This window comes from Flavobacterium gelidilacus DSM 15343 (assembly GCF_000422685.1).
Lineage (GTDB): Bacteria > Bacteroidota > Bacteroidia > Flavobacteriales > Flavobacteriaceae > Flavobacterium > Flavobacterium gelidilacus.
This window is the reverse complement of sequence record NZ_AUGN01000004.1, coordinates 326017-346891: the sequence shown is the minus strand read 5'-3', so window position 1 is coordinate 346891 and position 20875 is coordinate 326017. Positions and strand designations below refer to the sequence as shown.

Here is a 20875-nt window from a genome sequence, read left to right as displayed (position 1 = left end):
ATGCAAGCACTCCATAAAATCCAGTTAAAAAAGAAGTTCTCATTAATAGCCTGGATTTTGAGTTAAATTCGGATTAACCAATAATTCATTTTCAGGTAGCGGCCAAAATTGGTCGGTAGTATTCCATCCTGGTTTTACTTGAGGTAAGACCGTATTAATAAAACCATTTCGTTTTAAATCAAAAAAACGATGACCATATTCTGTAAACAACTCGTGGCGACGCTCTAGCATAACAGCTGCAACAATTTCATCAGCAGTAACAGCAGTAGTACTGGCTAAACCAGCCAATTGTCTTACCTTATTTAGATCTTCTTTAGCACTACTCAATTCTCCCTGTCGAGCTCGTGCCTCTGCTCGAATTAAATACTGCTCACTCAAACGGAAAATAATGGAGTATTCTAAAGAAGTTCCCGTATTACTTTGTTGTTTATATTTATGCGCATGATACCAAGTAGTGGTGCCATCACTTATGGCAGCAACCCAATGCGTTTTTCGCAAATCATTTGTAGCAAAAGAGTTAAATAATTCCGAACTAAGTCCAATATAAGGAGGAGGCCCACTTTCAAAAATAAATAGCTCTCCTTCATCCGTATTATTCCCTTCTAATTTTGGAGAAAATTGCCAAATGGTAGTACTACTTTCTTTTAAGAAAACAGCATCAATATCATCTTCCCATGTATACAAAGAATTATTAATCACTGCTGAAGCAGCATTTGAAGCTTCTGCCCATTGCCCAGCATACATATACATTCTAGCCAATAAAGCTGAAGCTGTTGAACGATTCGGACGAACGCGTTCAGGAGAAACATAAGCATCAGGCAGCAAAGTAACAGCCCTTTCCAAGTCATTTATCATCATTTCAAATACATCAGCAACAGGCATGCGTTCTTCAAGCCTATTGGTAGCATAATCGGTACTAATAATGTAAGGCACATCTCCATAAACACCAACTAAATAACCATGAACCAAAGCCCTAACAAATAAAGCTTCTCCAATAAATTGGTTCTTATCGGCATTACTTAGCGCAGTTGAATTCTCACAGCCTTCAATAACAGCATTAGCACAATAAATCTGATGATAACTTGTGTTCCACTGTTGAGAAACGAGTGCATTAGTAGCCAAAAGATTATTAGAAAAAAACGGAAAGATATTCTCATCGGTACCACCATAATAAACTAATTCATCCACATACATCCCTAAAACAGCGGTCGAACCACCAGCACTTCCCGACAAAAAACCATCATCTCGAAGTTTAGCATAAATAGCTGCCATGGCAGCATTAGCTGTATTGCTGTCTTCAAAAACCGCACTCCCAGTTAATTGTGAATTTGGCGTGTCTACAGTTACGAACTCATCACAGCCTAAAAACGCCAAAAGCGTCAATACAGAAATCATTCTTAGTTTTAAATTTTTCATAAATAGTTAAGTTAGATTAAAAAGTTAGCTTCGTCCCCACTGTAAATACTTTTAGCGGTGGTAAAACATTCGTGAATTTAGTTTCAGGATCACCAGACTTATACTTTGTAAAAGTTAAGAGGTTTTGACCCTGTAAATAAAGTTGACATTGTATTTTCTGATGCCTAAGTAAAGGCAAATCATAAGTCAATGAAATGTTTTTTAAACGCACATAAGAAGCATCTTCAATGGCGGCATCACTTCGAACATAACGCGAATAGGCAGTAGTTAAAGCGCTATTTCCACCAGCCGTAAAAGGTTGTTGATTTTCCGCATCACTAACAGTGGCCAATTGATTTATAGCCAGACCAGGAACACCATTTATAGAGCTAAAGGCTTGTTGTTTAACAAACTGAAACAAAAAATCCAATTGTAAATTCTTATATTTAAATTGATTTTGCAATCCTCCAAAGAATTTCGGATTCAAATCAGCAACCGCTTTACGATCTCCAGCTGCAGTTATAATTCCATCACCATTCAAATCTTCAAACTCATAAGCACCGGTTGCTGAACTCATTCCTGTATAATGATAAATTTTAATAATACTTGTAGGTTCACCAACTACATATAAATTAGCATAGGTTGACCCTTCAAGTCCTGGATAGGATATCAGTTTATTTCGACTAGCTGAAATATTAAAATTTGTAGTCCAGTCAAAGTTTTTACGTTGAAAGTTTACGGTACGCAAAGTTAACTCCAACCCACTATTTTGTACCGTAGCATCAAGATTACCATTTAAGGAAGGAAAACCCGTAGTACCTGGCAATGGAATACCAACTAATTGATTCGAAGATCGATTGCGATAATAAGCAGCAGTCAAAAATATACGGTCATTAAAATAACCCGTTTCTACGGCTACCTCAAACTTTTTACTTGTCTCCCATCCAAAGGCTGGATTAAACAAACGGGTTGGGTCTAAACCAATCGTACCCTCATAATTGGTGCCCGAAGAAGCATAAGTATCCAAAAATTGATAATCTCCAATTTGGTCATTTCCAGTCGTTCCATAACTAGCTCTCAATTTTCCAAAACTCAAAACCGAATTATCTGCTAAAAAAGATTCCTTTGAAAACAACCAAGCAGCACCCACAGCACCAAAAGTGGCAAACTGTTTTCCTGGTCCAAAGCGGCTCGAACCATCTCTTCGTCCTGTAACATTTACTATATAACGATTATCGTATGTATAATTCAAACGAGCAAAAAAAGCTTGATACTTATAAATAGTCTCATCACTTAAATCAACTGTTTTTAAAGAGGCAGATGCCAGATCATTTAACAGACTATTACTAGCAAACCCATACCCATTTATATACAAACGATTCGTTTTTTGTTGCTGAAAAGTACTACCTACTAAAGCTTCAACTTTTCCCTTTCCTGTACTTGCATGCCAATGCAGTTGAGGTTCTGCAATCCAAGAAGTTCGATTTGTCAAATTAGTACTTAAAAATGAAATCTCACTACCCACACCATATGCAGGGTTATATATAGTTGAAGGCTGTGCATTTAGCTCATTATTCGTCAAATCAGAATACCCAAAACTACTTTTTAAGGACGTGTTTTTAAAAATGGTATAGGAAAGAAGCGTGTTAGCAACCAGATCTTTTGTTTTTGAAGTAAACTTTGATTGCAAAACAGCTAACGGATTGTCCCATGTACTGTCCTCCCAATTCAAATTACCTTCCTCATCATAAATGGCAGGTGCATTTGGTGATAAAGTTCGAGAAATCGCAGTTAAATTAACAGTCGGCTGATTGTTTTTTTGAGAGCTATAAGTTCCCGAAAAAGTTAAGGTAAACTTCTCATCTACCGATTTATGGTCCATACTAAAATGAGCAGCACCCTTTTTATAATTGAAATCTCCTGGGTAAACAGTCGTTTCATTGCGATAGGTTCCACTCAATAAATACTTAGTTTGACTACTACCTCCAAAAACGGAAGCCTGCACATTAGTGATGTTTGCCGTACCACCTATAAACTCCTTTTGCCAATTAGTGTAGCGATTTCTATCCCAAGTTCCGTTTACATCATAAGCATAACTAGGATAAGTAGTAACACCATCATTAGCAAAAGCTAGTTCTCGCATAGCAAGGTATTGTTGGGTATTCATTAATTTAGGCAAACGAGTTACTGTCCCAAAACTAGTGGAACTATTCACAGTAAAAGAAGTAGCTCCTGCTTTACCTTTTTTAGTAGTAATTAGCACTACCCCATTAGCTCCTCGTGAACCATAAATAGCAGTCGCATCGGCATCTTTGAGTACCTCTATACTCTCAATATCAGAAGGATTAATAGAATTTAAGGGACTAGTCAAACTAGGTGAAAAACCGGAAGTAGAAATCGCACCAATTGTCTCCGATGAATAAGGAACACCATTTATTATGTACAAAGGCTCATTACCATCAGCCCGCAAACTATTTTGTCCCCTAATTTTTATAGAAAATCCACCACCAGGTGAACCACTATCTTGCCGAATATCAACCCCTGCCATCCTACCTTGCATCGTAGCAAGTAGATTGGTTACAGGCTGTTTTTCAATATCATTTGCTGAAATACTAGAAATACTACTCGTACGTTCTTTTTCTTTTACAGTATAATAGCCTGCATTGACAATGACTTCTCGCAGTTGGGTAGTGTCTTCTTGCAACACAACATTAAACACATATTGATTGCCAACAGCAACTTCTACCGTTTTATACCCCACAAATGAGAATACTAAAGTATCGGTGGGTAAAACACTTAGAGTATAATTCCCCAACTCATCAGACAGCGTGCCTTGTGCTTTGTCTTTAACTTGAATAGTAACTCCAGCTAAGACACCACTGGCATCAGAAGTGCTGCCCGTAACGGTGACGGTTTGCGTATAACCCACTGTTATACAAAAAAATAAAAAAATAGAAAATAATTTGGGCAAAGGTAAAGCAGCCCAAAGCGGAAAAAGTGAAAATTTATTCATACTTTTGGTTTAGTTAAATGAAACATTAGTTTTCTTTGTCTAGACTTCCTAACGAGTTGGCCGACGAGGTAGGAAGTCATTTTTGTCATTGCGAGGTACGAAGCAATCTGCCTCTGCTCACCGAAGTGCATCCGTCTTTGCGAGGTACAGCCTGTTCCGTTTTTACGGAAAAGCAATCTGCCTCTGCTCACCGAAGTGCATCCGTCATTGCGAGGTACAGCCTGTTCCGTTTTTACGGAAAAGCAATCTGCCTCTGCTAACCGAAGTGCATCCGTCATTGCGAGGTACGCGGCAATCCGTCATTGCGAGGTACGAAGCAATCTCATCCCGAGAAACTCGAGACACATAAATGTATTTCTATATAATCATAGGCAATATTTTAAAATTTAATAACTTGTTTAAAAATATCTTGTTAAGCTGACTCACATATACTGAAGTAATTTCAATAAGTAAGTATCTATAAACCTTTCACTTCTTACTCAACAAAAACGCTATCGTAGAACAGACAAACAAAAGACAACTTAGAAATGTCAACCAACAACCAACAACCAATAAAAAAACCGAGAATGTACCGCATAAAAAAAGGCATGGAACTCAGCTTATTGCACTAGAGGTACTGGTAATACCGAGCAACAATAAGTGAGCCCACGCCATAGACGTGAGCATCTTACTTATCATTTCGTTCCTTTTAAAATTACCAGTTTTCTAAGACGAAATTCAAAGCGAATGCTTCAATATTGTATTTGAAGAATCGCAAATATATTAATTCAAAGACAAATATAAATAAAATATTTTTAATATGGTATATGTACCATTGATTTTTTATTAAAATTAGTTGCTCTTTGTAATACTAACATTTGAAATATATTTTGACTAAAATAGAACAATATATAATTGACAAAATTAAGACATTACGAAAAGAGCATTGTCTTACACAATTAGAGCTTTCGCAAAAACTAGATATGAGCGATAGTTTTATTTCTCATGTTGAAGCACCTTCTAAAAGAGCAAAATATAATATCAATCACCTCAACAGAATAGCAGAAATATTCAATTGCTCACCAAAAGATTTCTGGCCCGATAAACCTCTATAAAATAGTATTCAATTCGCGAATCACATACTATACTATTAGTTTTTGCAATTTCATTTTTTCAACTTTGAATTCAAATCAAGCAAACTTTCCTTGGTTCAAAGTCAAATTATGGAATGGTATGAAATAGTAATATTGGTTCCGGTTGTCATTTTAGGAATTTACATAAGAGGTAGAATTTATGACAATAAAAACAACTACCATAGAGGCAACGATTGGAAAAATAAAAAAAAGAACAGATTTTAAAAATGCTTCATAGTATTTTTTATTTATTGCAATCGAGAAAACCCGTAATATAGGTTTATCAACACAACAAATCACTATTAATGATGTTTCATAGTAAAATAATCAGGTTTATCCTGACAATACAACTATAAAGCATAATTAAATAATAATTGATACAACCTATAATTATATTTTGTATCATTGTAGTCAGGTTCATCCTGACATTAGCACTATGAAGCATAAATACATCTCTACACAATCCAACGAACTTTTATCGTACTTCAATGATAAAGGGAAAGTGTGTTTTGACTCTAAAACTGCTTTAAAAGCTTTTCCAGAGGCAAAAGAAAGTACAGTCAGAGAACTATTGAGCGATATGACTAAAAGAGGCTTGCTAATGAGAATTAAAGACGGTATATATTACATAATTCCGTACGAAGAAAATGCAGAAACCTTTATGCCCGATTGGCACCTAATAGTAAAATATTTAGTAAAAGACACAAAACACTACATCGGATATTATTCAGCATTACAAATTCACAATCTAATAACACAGCCTTCTTTAAAAGAACAAATTGTGGTTTCCAAACAAATAAGACCCTCTGAAATTAAAATAAAAGACATCACATTTCAATTCATATACCACAATGAAAGCCATTTTTTTGGCGAAAAGAAAACTTGGATTGACAACTTCAATAAAGTGACCTGTTCAGACATTGAAAAAACAATTATAGATTGCCTTTTCAAACCAGATTATGCAGGTGGAATTGTCGAGGTGGCTAGAGCAATATACAGTACAAAAGAAAAAATAGATTACCACAAGTTGTTAGAATATGTTATAAAATTCAAATCTCAAGCAGTCATTAAACGTTTAGGGTATCTATTAGAACTGTTTGAAATAGAAACACACATAATTCAAGAATTACAAAAAAGAAGAACAGCTTCTTATGTAGTGTTAGATACCGAATTACCTAAAACAGGTAAAAGAAACAGCCGATGGAGCATACAGCAAAATTTAGATACAGAAACCATTAAATCAGCCATGTTCACATGATTAAACCAGGTGAAATACAACAAAAAGCAAACAAAGTAGGTGTGCGTGACCAACAAATCGAAAAAGACTACATCTTATCATGGATTCTTTGGGGAGTAGCCTCGCACGAACAGCTATCAAAAACGCTAGTTTTCAAAGGAGGTACAGTGTTAAAGAAAGTATATTTTGAAGACTATCGCTTTTCAGAAGATTTAGATTTTACCTTATTGGATAATGAAATTTCTAACGAACAAATTTTTGAATGGTTCAAAGAGACTTTCGAAGAAATAAAGGAAGAAGCCAATATTCCTTTAGAAATTATTGACGATAACGAACATGAAGACGGTGGCATTAATTTCTATATAAGTTACATTGGCCCATTAGGAGGAATGGGAAACAACAAACGGGTTAAAGTAGATATCTCAAGAAGTGAAACTTTAGAATTTGAACCAGTAAAAAAAGAAGTACTTATTGACTATACAGATTTGGAAGAACACAGTTTACTATGTTATCCTTTAGAAGAATTATTAGTCGAAAAATTACGCTGTACCATGCAACGCATGCAACCAAGAGATTATTATGACATTTGGTATTTAGTAGAAATGGAAGGAATGGATGTGGAGTATTACACAAATGAGTTCCGGAACAAATGCACGAGCAAAGAATTAAAACCAGAAGATTTTCATAAAAAATTAGAACAAAAACTACCGCAATACAAAGCACGTTGGACAAAATCGATGAGCGATCAAATCAAAGATTTACCCGATTTTGAGCAAGTGGAAAGAGAAGTGAGTAGAAAGATTAAGGGATTTATGGCATAATAATGATTAAAAAAATCACTTTTAAATACAAATATTTTATTCTTGATTAAATATCATTAATGATGATTAAAAAAGTAAAATTATAAATTAAATAATTTGAAAAACGAAAAACATACTCGCAAAGAAATCATTGATATCCGACTAAAAGAATCGGGTTGGAATCTTAATGACTTAACGCAAGTAGTTGAAGAATTCAATATTAATGTAAATTCAAATAATATTGTTAATGACCCAGAATCGAAGTATGATAGTCGTCAATTTAGTGATTATGTTTTATTAGGAAAAGATGGTAGAGCATTAGCAGTTGTTGAAGCAAAAAAAACAAGTGTTGATGCAGAATTAGGAAGAGAACAAGCAAAACAATACTGTATAAATATACAAAATGTGTCTGGTGGTGAACTTCCTTTTTGTTTTTACACCAATGGACACGATATTTATTTCTGGGATATTGGAAATTATCCTCCAAAAAGAGTATTAGGATTTCCAAAACGTGATGATTTAGAGCGTTACTTATACATTAGAAAAAACAGAAAACCTCTAGCGACTGAATTAATAAATACTGATATTGCAGGTCGTGATTATCAAATACAAGCGATTCGTTCAGTTATGGAAGGTATCGAAAAGAAACATCAAAAATTTCTTTTAGTAATGGCTACTGGCACAGGGAAAACCAGAACATGTATTGCTTTAGTTGATGCATTAATGCGAGCAGGATGGGCAGAACGTGTATTGTTTTTAGTAGATAGAATTGCTCTACGAAACCAAGCTTTAGATGCTTTTAAGGAACACTTACCTAATGAGCCTCGTTGGCCTAAAATTGGAGAAAAGAATATAGCAACTGATAGACGTGTTTATATTTCTACCTATCCTACAATGTTGAATATCGTTAGAGATGAAGTAAATAGTTTATCTCCTCATTTTTTTGATTTGATAGTAGTCGATGAAAGTCATCGAAGTATTTACAATACGTATGGTGAAGTATTGGATTACTTCAATACTACTACATTAGGTTTGACAGCTACACCAACCGATGTGATTGACCACAATACATTTAAATTATTTGAATGTGAAGATGGTTTGCCTTCTTTTGCTTATTCCTATGAAGAAGCAGTAAACAATATCCCTCCTTATTTGTGTAATTTTCAAGTAATGAAAATTCAAACAAAATTTCAAGAAGAAGGAATTAGTAAAAGAACAATCACTTTAGAAGACCAAAAGAAACTTATTTTAGAAGGTAAAGAAGTCGCTGAAATTAACTTTGAAGGAACTCAACTTGAAAAAGCTGTTATTAACAAAGGTACTAATGTTACTATTGTTAAGGAATTTATGGAAGAATGCATAAAAGACCCAAATGGTGTTTTGCCAGGTAAAACTATATTCTTTTGTTCTACAATTGCTCATGCTAGACGTATAGAAAAAATATTTGACGCTTTATTTCCTGAGTATGTTGGCGAATTAGCAAAAGTAATGGTTTCAGATGATCCTAGAGTTTACGGCAAAGGTGGTTTGCTGCATCAATTTACTAATAATGATATGCCTCGTATTGCGATTAGTGTTGACATGTTAGATACAGGAATTGATGTTAGGGAATTAGTGAATTTAGTTTTTGCCAAACCTGTATTTTCATACACTAAATTTTGGCAAATGATTGGTCGTGGAACACGATTAATTGAACCTAAAAAAATAAAGCCTTGGTGTCCTGAAAAAGACACATTTTTAATTTTAGACTGTTGGGATAATTTTGAATATTTTAAAATAAATCCAAAAGGAAAAGAATTAAAATCACAAATACCTTTACCTGTTCGCTATTTTGCATTAAGATTAGATAAAATAGAATTAGCTTTGGAGCTTGATAAAAGTAGCATTGCAATCAAAGAAATTAATAAATTACGTTTACAACTTTTAGAATTACCTATAAATTCGGTCGTTATTCAAGATGCAAGTTCTGATATATCAATTGTAACTTCCGATGATTTTTGGAACAATTTAAACGCAGGTAGCATTGATTTTTTGAGACAAAGAATAAAACCTCTATTTAAGACAGTTTCTCAAACTAATTTTAAATCGATGCGTTTTCAAAAAGATGTATTAGAATTATCTATTTCACATCTAGCTGAAGAAATAGTACAATTTGATACTTTAAAAGAGAATATTATTACTATCGTTAGTGAATTGCCTTTAACAATAAATAGTGTTGCTAAACATAAAAACTATATACAACAAGTAAAAAGTAACCATTTTTGGAAAGTAATAAATGATGAAGGTTTTGATGAGTTAGCAGATATTATATCACCATTAATTCATTTTAGAGAAACTTTAAACGCAAAAACTGCTATAACTAACCTAAATTTACACGATGTTTTAAAAACAAAAGAAATGGTAGAGTTTGGCCCACAAAATGAAGCGGTAAGCATTACAAAATATAGAGAAATGGTTGAAGCAAAAGTTGCCGAACTTACTAAACAAAACCCTATTTTACAAAAATTGAAAGAAGGCAAAACTATAACTGAAGAAGAAGCACAACTTTTAGCAGATGAATTACACGAAACTGACCCTCATATAACAGAATCCTTATTGAGAAAGGTTTACAATCATCAAAATGCTAAATTCATTCAGTTTATTAAACATATTTTGGGAATTGAAATTTTGGAACGTTTTGACGAACAAGTAAGCAAAGCAGTTCAACAGTTTATTACAACACACACCTATTTGACTACAAGACAAATAGAGTTTTTAAGTTTATTGAAAAACTATATTATTGAAAGAGGAACAATTGAAAAACGAGATTTAATTCAAGCTCCTTTTACTATCATTCATCCAAAAGGAATAAGAGGTGTTTTTACACCAACAGAAATAAAAGACATACTAGTTTTAACACAAAAATTTGTAGCCTAATATGATAAAAGATATAAGAAATAAGTTAATTGAATTAGCGAGATTAAAAACAACTTGGACTTATTCTCATTTAAATGACCAATTACAACTAGGTCTCAATTTTGATAGCTCTTATGATAGGGACTTAATTGGTGAATGGCTAGGTGAAGTTTCTGTTCATGAATTTAATAAGAATAGACCTTTGTTAAGTGCTTTAATCACACATAAAAGTAATAAACGAGAACAAGGTGATGGCTTCTATAAATTATGTGAACAAATATATGGCAAATCATGGCAAGATTTAAAAGCAGATAAAAATTGGGAAAATAAAGTAATAGCTGATTGTTTTACTTTTTGGACTAATGCTGATAATTATAAAAAATTTAAAAATGACAATTAAAACACAATAAATGAGCTTAATAAACAGCAACCCTCAAATTGCCTCAAAAATAAATGATCTTTGGAGTAAATTCTGGAGCGGTGGAATTTCTAACCCATTGACAGCCATAGAGCAAATTACCTATTTGCTTTTTATGAAAAAATTAGATGAAAACGATTTAAAAAATTTATCTGATGCTGAATTTACTGGAGAAACTTTTTTCTCAAAATTTGAAGGAATTTACTATGCTACCAAGCAAGAAGAAGAACTACAACAAAATGGTATAGATAAACAAAAACTTCGTTGGAGCGAATTTAAACGCTTACCAGCAGATGAAATGCTTCAACACGTACAACGTTTTGTGTTTCCATTTATAAAGCAAATTGATACAGAAACCTCTCCGTTTGTTAAGCACATGGCAAATGCTGTTTTTATTATTCCAAAACCATCCTTATTGTTAGAAGCTGTAAAAAGCATTGACGATATTTTTGACTTAATGGAACAAGATGCCAATGAAAATGGACAAGATTTTCAAGACATTCAAGGAGATGTTTATGAAATGTTGTTAAGTGAAATTGCATCTGCTGGAAAAAACGGTCAGTTTAGAACACCAAGGCATATTATTAAATTGTTAGCAGAATTAGTTGACCCAAAACTTGGACAACGTATTGCTGACCCAGCTTGTGGAACTGGTGGGTTTTTATTAGGTGCTTATCAATATATGGTAACCCAATTAGACAAAGAAAAAGCCAAACAAATACCAGATGAAGACGGTTTTATTCGTAGCAGTAGAAGTGCTTTAATGACCGAAGAAGTAAAAAATATTTTAGGCAAAAGTTTACAAGGTTATGATATTGATCAAACAATGGTGCGTTTAGGTTTGATGAATTTAATGATGCACGGAATTGATAGCCCACAAATTGATTACAAAGACACATTAAGCAAAAGTTATATTGAAACCTCTGAATATGATGTCGTTTTAGCGAACCCACCGTTTACAGGCAACATTGATAAAGGTGATATAAATGAAGAATTACAGCTAGGCACTACTAAAACCGAATTATTATTTATTGAACGTATTCATAATATGTTAAAAATGGGTGGTACAGCTGGTATTGTAATACCACAAGGGGTATTGTTTGGTTCTGGAAAAGCTTTTATAGAAGCCAGAAAATTAATGATTGAAAAGTCAGAATTAAAAGCAGTAATTACAATTCCTAGCGGAGTATTTAAACCTTATGCTGGTGTTAGTACTGCCATTCTAATTTTTACTAAAGGTGGTGAAACCGAAAATGTTTGGTTTTATGACATGGAAAGTGATGGCTATACTTTGGATGACAAACGTGCCAAACTTAAAGAAAATGATGGTAGTGATAATTACGGTGATTTACAAGATATTATAAAAGAGTACAAAGTTAGAAGTGTTAAAAAAGAAAATGACCGAAAAGGAAAACACTTTTTTGTGCCTAAAAATGAAATAAAGGATGAAAGCTATGAATTAAGCTTTTCTCGTTATAAAACAGATGATTTTCAAGAGATTGAATACGAAAAGCCTAAGGTTATTTTAGTCAAATTATTAGGTAACTATAATGAAAAGGGAGAATTAGTTGAAAAAGGTTTAGAGCAAGAAATTTCGGAAAAATTGAATGAATTAAAAGAGTTGTTTTAATGGATAAAATGAAAACATTAAGTCAAATAATTAGCCCAAATGGAATATTTAATGATGGTGATTGGATTGAAAGTAAAGATCAAGATCCAAATGGAGAAGTTAGGATAATACAACTTGCTGATATAGGTGATGGTTATTTTGTAAATAAATCGAATAGATTTATGAATTTAGCTCAAGCAGAAAGATTAAAATGCACTTTTTTACAACCTGGAGATGTTTTAATGGCCAGAATGCCTGACCCAATTGGTAGAGCATGTATTTTTCCAAATATCAATACAAAAGCTGTTACTGCGGTAGATGTTTGTGTTATTCGTCCAAACAACCCAAAAATAGATAACCTTTTCTTAAAATATATAATTAATAATGATTTATTTCGTCGTGAGATAAATAAACATATAACAGGAACTACAAGAAAGAGAATTTCACGTAAAAACTTAAATAAAATTAAGTTTAACTTACCAATAATAGACAACCAAAAACGCATTGCGAAAGTATTAAGCGATTGTGAAACGCTAATTGAAAAAAGAAAAGAAAGTATTACTTTATTAGATGAATTATTGAAGTCTACCTTTTTAGAGATGTTTGGTGATCCTGTTAAGAATGAGAAAGGTTGGAAAATAGTTCCTTTATCTAAATTTGGCACAATAGAAAGGGGAATATCAAAACATAGACCACGAAATTCTCCTAAATTATTAAATGGTGTTCATCCATTAATACAAACTGGAGATATAGCTAATTCTAGTACATATATTGAAAAATATACTAAAACATATTCTGACTTAGGTCTTGCACAAAGTAAAAAATGGCCTGCAGGAACATTATGTATTTCAATTGCTGCAAATATTGCTAAGACGGGTATTTTGAAATTTGATGCTTGTTTTCCAGATAGTGTTGTTGGCTTTATTGTAGATAAAAATTCTGCAACAAACTTTTTTGTTCATCATTTATTTGCTTTTTTTCAAAAAATATTAGAAAAAAATGCACCAGCAGCTGCTCAAAAAAACATTAATTTGGCTATTTTAAGAAGTTTTAAAGTACCACATCCACCCATTGAATTACAGCAAAAATTTGATGAAATTGCATTAATAATTGAAGATTTAAAAAGCAAATATAAATATCACTTAAAAGAACTAGAAGACTTATACGGTAGTTTAAGTCAGTTGGCTTTTAAAGGACAACTTGATGTTAGTAGAGTATTACTGAGAAAAACAAAATATTTTTCAGCTGATTCAAATGAAACTCCAGAAGACTTTAAAAAGGAAATGGACAAGTCAATTGGCCAAATTACAACTCCAGTTGCTGGCTCTTTAGAACCTACAAAAGTTGTAAATAAAATTCCAGTGTTTTTAGAAAAGGAGATATTAAAGCTTAAAGTCATTCCAAAAGTAAAAAGAGACATAACTAATTTGTCTTTAGCTGACTTTTATGGTATTCCTGTAGATATTCAAGCTTCAAGAGAGAATATAGATTTTGACTTTATGGGTGATGATGTATTTTATCAATTTTTACTAAAAGACCATTTTAAAAATAAGTCTTTTACATCACAAGATTTGTTTGAAAAGCTACATAATTTTTTCTATCATAAAGGTGATATGGATTTTGATAATGAAAAATGGAAGAATATTATATTCCAATTTATAGATGCCAAACCACCTTTATTAGAACAAATTTATGATGATGAAGATAATACTGTAAAACTAAAACTAACCGATGAGGCTTATAAGGCTTAAAATAAATCAGACCAACGGTTTCCGTTCTCTTAAAAAAGGTTTCGAGATGTATTTCTTACGAGATTTTCATTTTAATGATGCTACCGAATTTAATCCTTACTTATTAGCAGGAACTAATGGTAGTGGAAAGTCGAATATATTAGAAGCTTTAGCCGAAATATTTTTCCATTTAGATTGTATTTATTTAAGTAAAAAGCCTGATTATTTTGAAAAAAGCAAAGAAAACCCAAAAGGCTTTGAGCCAAAAAAATCAAGAATAAATGCTTACGAATTAGAATATTTTACTTTTTTAGATAAGAATGTTTTTCCAAATGAAGTTGATTATACAAAAAAAGCTCATATTCGAATTGTAAAAAAAACTAATCTTCCTCCAAAAATTACTTGGTTATATAAAGAAGAGTTTATTCATGATTCAGAATTAAATGCTAAAGAAATAAAACACTTATTGCCTGAATATGTAGTGGGTTATGCATCAGGAAATAATGAAACGTTGAGTTTGCCTTTTTTCAAAAGTCGTTACCTACAATATGATGCCTATTTGCAAGATTTAATTAGTAGTGAATTTGTTGATCCAAAACCTGAAAACTCTTTAGTTTATTTAGATGAAACTTTTAGTCAAGCTATTTTGTTAACTAACTTATTAATGTATGATAATGTTGATGATGAAGAAATAGAGAATAAAAAAGAAAATAAAATTCTAAAACCTTTTAAAGATTACGTAAAACTTCAAGATGTAGAATCGTTTCAATTAATTATTAGAACAGATAAGGAAATTGAAACAGCTTCATTTGATAATACAGAGGGCAATCCTAGATATGGTGGTACAGATAAAATAAAATTATTACATAATATTGATTTACAATCTGATGAAAAAAGTATATTCATTAGGTCATATTTAGAGAAATTAAAACGTTGTGCTACTTATTCTCAAGAACAACGACATTATGATACATACGCAGAAGATGGTTATGCAGAAAATTATTTTGATGATAGAGGTTATTTAATTTTAGATTTTAACGTAAATAAGGCCACAAAGAAGGCTTTTCAATTTCATTTTGAAAAAAATCCATTAAAGCTTTTTGAATTGTTTCAGTTGTTATTAGTTTTAGATAACAATGAAGTAACTATTAAAAACAAACAACGAGCTTATAGTTCGGAAAATATTTTTATCAATCAAGATATTCATCAAATTCCACTTGAAGAAAGTAGAATCTTGAGATTTAAAGATTTTTACATAAGAAAGGAAAATTTAACAAAAGGTATTTATACAAAAGCATTATCTGATGGAGAACATCAATTTTTACACACTTTAGGTCTTTGCTTATTATTTAAAGACACACGTTCCTTATTTCTATTAGATGAACCTGAAACACATTTTAATCCAGACTGGAAAGCGAAGTTTATTTCTAGTATTAGAAATTGTTTTAACAAAGAAGAAGATGACAGCAGTGAAACAATGCGAGAAATGTTAATTACAACTCACTCTCCTTTTTTAATTTCTGATAGTAAAAGTGATTATGTTTATGTATTTAAAAAGAATGATAAAACTGGAAAAGTTGAAGAAATGGTACATCCTGAATTTCAAACTTTTGGTTCTTCTGTTAATAAAATAGGAATACGAATTTTTGAAATGCCAAATACTATTGGAGAATACGCACAGCAAAGAGTAGAAGAATTTAAAACTGAATTTCTATTATTAAAAACACCTAAACAAATGGAGGAATTAATAATCAGAATCAACAAAGAATTAGGAGAATCTGTAGAACGTATTTTATTAGTAAATGAAATTATAACTAAAATAGAAAGTTTAAAATAATGTTATTTACATACAATTACATACCACATCATATAGAAAAACTTCAAGAATATCTTGATTTTTTATTTTTTGAAGTTTGGTGCAAAGCAGATGGGGATTTTAATGTAGATAAACTGGAAAATCATGGAGAATTACAGCAGATATATATTGATTTAGGTAATTTAGAAGGGGCTTGGGCTTCGTTTTTTAATGGTAGCATAGAGACTATTTATAAAGAGTTTCTAAAACTAGATTCTGTCTATATCACAGAACTTATAAATAATTATGAAATTAATAACAATATCGAAAATCTTTGCTATAACAAAGATCTTCTGCCATTGACATATGATGATATTAAAGAGAATAATCCAAATTTAGCTAAAGCTCTTAAAGATTTTTATTCTAAAATTTATGGAAGTAATTCACCTTTTAATTTAGAAGTTTTTGGTTTCTTAAATAAAGTTTTAATTACTGATTATGACACCCAATTTATGACAGCTAATAACAAAGAAATTTGTCCTTTTTGTGGTATTAATCACTTAAAAGGTAATAATCATAGTTACAGAGAAGCCTATGATCATTTTATTCCGAAAGGTACATATCCATTTAATACTTTAAATTTTAAAAATCTTACACCAATGTGTAATGAGTGTAATTCTACCTACAAACTGACTAAAGTTCCTATATTTAAAAAAAATCCAAAAAAAATTGATCCAATTAAAAATAAAGATAATAGAAGTTTAGCTTTTTATCCATATGCTGAAAACCATCCAGTTATAGAGTTTTCTGTAAAAATTAATACAAGTAATATTTTACAATTAAAAACAGATGAAATTGAATTATCTATTGATTCGAAAGGTTATGAAGAACAAATAGAATCTTGGATTAGAGTTTTTGGTTTGGATGAGCGTTATAAAGCTTTGTTATGTAGTCCAAGTGCAGGAAAAGATTGGTTTAATTCAATAATGGATGAGTACCAAAATGCTGAAGCACTATCTGATATAAATGGAGCAGAACAATATTATAATGTAATTCTAAAAGATGCAAGAAAAAATATAATTTCAGGTCAAGGATTTATTAAAAGTGTTTTTCTAGAAGAATGTAAAAGTAAAGGATTGTTTGAAAAAAAATATAACGATTAAGTGATAATATATAAATTAAGTTTTATTCAAATAAATAACTTAAAATTAAAATAATTACAAAATAAAACGTTATTACAAGAATTAAAAAAAAAATTTAAGTCTACAGTATGAATCCTGAAAGTATCATAGCAATCCTAGCAAATATAGTAGCCGTTTTAGTTGCTGTTAAAAATGATATGCCTATATTATATCTTTTAAAAAAAACCTTTTTTTAATTTTTTTTGACACACAAATTTCTTCTGGGTAGTAAACTTTGCATATTCTATAGTGGTTTATATCATTTCAGGATTCAAACCTGTGACCTACTCTTATAAAATAATTACATAATTGTTCACTTATTTGTGAACAATTATGTATATTTGCAAAAGCATTTCACCACCAATATGAAAATAAAATTTCAAAAAGCATATTTAGAAGACATATACCAAGGGAACACCAAACCCTACAAAGAATATAAATCCAACAAGCAGTTGGTAGTCCAGTATGTAAAAACAATAAACAAGCTTAAAGCAATCACACACATTAAACAACTCTTTCAATTAAAAGCACTACGCTATGAAAAACTTACAGGTAATTTAAAAGGATTGAGTGCTGTAGCAGTTAATATGCAGTACAGAATCATCTTTAAAGAAGTAGCTTCCACTTCAAATGAACTCCTTATCGATATTTTAGAAATCGAAGAACTGAGTAAACATTACGAATAGTAAGAACGAACCTAACAAAATTGAAAAAATGACAACCACAAACACACAAATACCTGCTTTCGCAACACATCCTGGTACCATATTGCTAGATGAAATTGAGGCAAATGATTTCTCGCAAATAGATTTTGCTAAAATGATTGGGTTCAGCAGAACGCAATTAAATGAGATAATCAAGGGCAAAAGAAACATCAACGCAGATTTAGCTTTATTACTAGAAAAAACACTAGGTATAGATGCAGAATACTGGATGGAAGCTCAAAAAAACTACGACCTAGACAAAGCCCGCATTGAAGCAAAAAATAAGGCCCAATTAGAAGCTATAGAAGTTTGGAACGTAGGTAAAGAATTCATTCCAGTTTCTTTTTATAAAAAAGAAAAAATACTATCAGGTAATCCTGTAATAGACAATCAAACAGTTAGAGAGATTTATGGAGTTGCTAACATAGACCAATTAGCAGCATTAAGAGTACAACATACCTATGCACGCTTTAAAAAATCTACAAAATTAAAATACGACCTTGTAAATATTATGGGTTGGGTAAAACTAGTACAATTTAGAGCAAAAGAAATGGTAGTACCTGCTTTTGATCACGAAAACAAAGAAAAATTAGTAGAAGAACTTAAAACTATTATTCTTAAAAATAAAGAGGTACTAAATAAAGTACAATCAAAATTAAAAGAATACGGTATAAAATTAATTTACCAAACCAAAGGAGAAAAAACACCAGTAGATGGAGTTTCATTCTGGAGCAATGGAAACCCAGCTATTGGAATGACTTTAAGACACAAGCGTTTAGATAATTTTGCATTTACCCTTTTTCACGAATTAGGACATGTTTACGAACATTTAGTAAATAACAATACAGCTGAGTTTATAGACCTAGATATAAAAAGTGAAGAAGAAGAATACAAAAATTCAGCAGAAGAAAAAGAAGCCAATGCTTTCGCACAAAAAGGGTTAATAAATGAACAAGAGTGGAAAGAATTTAGTAAAAATTTAGAATTCAAAAACAATGATGAAAGCATAAAAGCTTTCGCTAAAAAAGTAAAAATACACCCATGTATTGTAAGAGGTAGAATCTGTTTTACTTTAAATGATTACCGTTCATTCACAGGAATCAGTCACGATATAAAGTAAATTGCCACTCCTTCCCAACGCTCCTAAAAAAAGTACTGTCATGGTTTTTGTCCCACCGCACATCAAGCGCTCTGCCTATTGGCTAAAATATTTTATTTAAAAATAAAAATATCTAGTACCACGTCATTCAAAAAGCTGGCTTAAGGCTCAAATTCTTATACCGCAGAATTGCAATAGGTGTTAACACACCTAAATGAAAAAAAATATATTTGAAAAAGCAATTCACAACTTATCAAGTGTAATTCAAATTATTTAAACAGTTGGCAATCATAAGTAAAAATACAATTTTGAATTAAAAATCAGTGAACACCTATAAAAAATAAAATTAGTGAAATAAAGCAACTCACAATTGGTCTTTGCTACTAATCATCCATTTTTTAGTATATTTGTATTTCCGAAGCAAGACATTGTCAAGCTTCCACCCAAATGCCAGTCGCTACAGATTGGCTTTTGGCTTTTCAGTCGAATTTCAGTAGTACAAATGAAATTTCAAATGCTTTACTCATCATCAACATGAAAATAGTCAAACTAAAAAGCTCAATGATATTCAATGATATCTTAAAGGATAAGTAAACAAATCGTAATGTAGATTATACACTTTTTTTATTTCTTTTAACCCTTTTCATTAGAGAGCTGTTCTTTTGCGTTCAACTAAAATAGTAAGTATTATTTTTTAATATGTAAACAAAAATGTTTACATTTGTGCTATGACATTTCAATTAGAAAAATACAAAGGCATTCATCCAGGTATCATTTTAGAGCGTTTATTAGCTAAAAAGAAGATGCCTCAACGTCCTTTTGCCTTATTATTAGGAGAACATCCACAAACAATTAATGCAATTACCAAAGGGCGTAGAAACTTAAACACTGCTCTAGCATTAAAAATTGAAAACGAATTGGGTTTAGAAGAAGGTGCTTTAGTTTTTCTTCAAGCGTATTATGATATAGCTGAAGAAAAAAATAAAAAGCTTCACAGTGCTAACTTACCAATTTTACGTAAAATTCTTTTTTGGGATACGGATATGTCTAAAATAGATTGGGAAAAACAATATAAAGCAATTATTCAAAGGGTATATGAACGTGGTAGTGAAATAGAAAAAAAAGAGTTAGAAAAGTTCTATGGAATTACTAAAATTGAAACAACTCTTCACGTTGCAAAAAGAAAGCCTTACACCATTTACAAAAACAAACAAAAAGTATAATGTTGCATTATAACACAGTAAACGAATTATTAAAAATTAGTCTCGTTACCATAATGAACGCTCCTGTTTTTCAAAATTTCAGATTGGTTGGGGGCACTGCTCTAAGTTTGCAAATTGGTCATAGAGAATCCATCGATATAGATTTATTTACAGATGCTGATTATGGTACTATAAATTTTGACGAAATCGAGTCTTATTTAAAAAGTAACTTCAAATATGTCGACTCATTAAATGTACCTCCTGCATTTGGAAAGGCATATTTTATTGGAGAAGATAAACATAATACGGTTAAATTAGATATTTTTTATACGGATACATTCATACAACCTATTATCGTGGAGGATGATGTAAGAATGGCTACAATTGAAGAAATTATTGCAATGAAGGTGGATGTAATTCAGAGAGGTGGTCGAAAAAAAGATTTTTGGGATTTACATGATTTAATCGATTCATATAGCGTCACTAAAATGTTGGAGTTACATCAACAAAGATATTCTTATACACATGACAGAGAATTAATTATTCAGAACTTTACAGAATTTGAACAAGCTGATGATGATCTAACACCAATCTGTTTCAGAGGCAAATACTGGGAATTCATAAAAGAGGATTTAGAAGAAATTATGGTGAAATTTAAAAGGGAGTAAAAAGGTTTTTAATAGTA

Annotated in this window: 16 protein-coding genes; 14 read left to right on the top strand and 2 right to left on the bottom strand. The window is 31.4% G+C overall.

Annotated features, from left to right (window positions below):
- Positions 1-42: 42 nt before the first annotated feature.
- A complete protein-coding gene (locus G507_RS0104450; protein WP_026716352.1) occupies positions 43-1416 on the bottom strand; it encodes a RagB/SusD family nutrient uptake outer membrane protein in 1374 nt (457 codons plus the stop codon).
- Positions 1417-1432: 16 nt separating this feature from the next.
- A complete protein-coding gene (locus G507_RS0104445; protein ID WP_026716351.1) occupies positions 1433-4408 on the bottom strand; it encodes a SusC/RagA family TonB-linked outer membrane protein in 2976 nt (991 codons plus the stop codon).
- Positions 4409-5277: 869 nt separating this feature from the next.
- On the opposite strand from G507_RS0104445, the gene G507_RS0104435 reads away from it, so the two are divergent.
- The 14 genes from G507_RS0104435 (at position 5278) to G507_RS0104370 (ending at position 20858) form a co-directional block, all read left to right on the top strand.
- Positions 5278-5502 carry a helix-turn-helix domain-containing protein gene (locus tag G507_RS0104435; protein ID WP_026716349.1) on the top strand — a complete coding sequence of 75 codons (225 nt, stop codon included), beginning with the start codon at positions 5278-5280 and terminating at the stop codon, positions 5500-5502.
- Positions 5503-5610: 108 nt separating this feature from the next.
- A complete protein-coding gene (locus G507_RS17935) occupies positions 5611-5745 on the top strand; it encodes a hypothetical protein (protein ID WP_281169375.1) in 135 nt (44 codons plus the stop codon).
- Positions 5746-5956: 211 nt separating this feature from the next.
- Positions 5957-6778 carry a type IV toxin-antitoxin system AbiEi family antitoxin domain-containing protein gene (locus tag G507_RS0104425; protein ID WP_026716348.1) on the top strand — a complete coding sequence of 274 codons (822 nt, stop codon included), beginning with the start codon at positions 5957-5959 and terminating at the stop codon, positions 6776-6778.
- Positions 6775-7578, top strand: coding sequence for a nucleotidyl transferase AbiEii/AbiGii toxin family protein (locus tag G507_RS0104420; RefSeq protein WP_026716347.1), 804 nt, complete (start codon positions 6775-6777; stop codon positions 7576-7578). Before G507_RS0104425 ends, G507_RS0104420 begins: the two co-directional genes overlap by 4 nt.
- Positions 7579-7674: 96 nt before the next feature.
- Positions 7675-10473, top strand: coding sequence for a type I restriction endonuclease subunit R (locus G507_RS0104415; RefSeq protein WP_026716346.1), 2799 nt, complete (start codon positions 7675-7677; stop codon positions 10471-10473).
- 1 nt (position 10474) lies between these two features.
- Positions 10475-10852: a hypothetical protein gene (locus G507_RS0104410; RefSeq protein ID WP_026716345.1), complete on the top strand. Its 378-nt coding sequence runs from the start codon at positions 10475-10477 to the stop codon at positions 10850-10852.
- Between the two features lie 10 nt (positions 10853-10862).
- A complete protein-coding gene (locus G507_RS0104405) occupies positions 10863-12500 on the top strand; it encodes a class I SAM-dependent DNA methyltransferase (protein ID WP_026716344.1) in 1638 nt (545 codons plus the stop codon).
- Positions 12501-12508: 8 nt separating this feature from the next.
- Positions 12509-14230, top strand: a complete 1722-nt coding sequence (locus tag G507_RS16425; protein ID WP_169627278.1) for a restriction endonuclease subunit S — start codon at positions 12509-12511, stop codon at positions 14228-14230.
- Positions 14211-16046, top strand: a complete 1836-nt coding sequence (locus tag G507_RS0104395) for a restriction system-associated AAA family ATPase (RefSeq protein WP_026716343.1) — start codon at positions 14211-14213, stop codon at positions 16044-16046. Before G507_RS16425 ends, G507_RS0104395 begins: the two co-directional genes overlap by 20 nt.
- On the top strand, positions 16046-17167 hold the full coding sequence (locus G507_RS17270; RefSeq protein ID WP_051191486.1) for a hypothetical protein: 1122 nt from the start codon (positions 16046-16048) through the stop codon (positions 17165-17167). The genes G507_RS0104395 and G507_RS17270 overlap by 1 nt, the downstream gene beginning before the upstream one ends.
- 359 nt (positions 17168-17526) lie before the next feature.
- The gene (locus tag G507_RS16415; protein ID WP_157496484.1) at positions 17527-17871 is read left to right on the top strand and encodes a type II toxin-antitoxin system RelE/ParE family toxin; all 345 of its coding nucleotides are present in this window, start codon (positions 17527-17529) and stop codon (positions 17869-17871) included.
- Positions 17872-17899: 28 nt separating this feature from the next.
- Positions 17900-19009, top strand: coding sequence for a HigA family addiction module antitoxin (locus G507_RS0104380; protein ID WP_026716342.1), 1110 nt, complete (start codon positions 17900-17902; stop codon positions 19007-19009).
- A gap of 707 nt (positions 19010-19716) precedes the next feature.
- Positions 19717-20211 (top strand): helix-turn-helix transcriptional regulator, encoded by a 495-nt coding sequence (locus G507_RS0104375; RefSeq protein WP_026716341.1) that lies wholly within the window; start codon positions 19717-19719, stop codon positions 20209-20211.
- Positions 20211-20858 (top strand): nucleotidyl transferase AbiEii/AbiGii toxin family protein, encoded by a 648-nt coding sequence (locus G507_RS0104370; RefSeq protein WP_026716340.1) that lies wholly within the window; start codon positions 20211-20213, stop codon positions 20856-20858. The genes G507_RS0104375 and G507_RS0104370 overlap by 1 nt, the downstream gene beginning before the upstream one ends.
- The last annotated feature ends 17 nt before the right edge of the window (positions 20859-20875 follow it).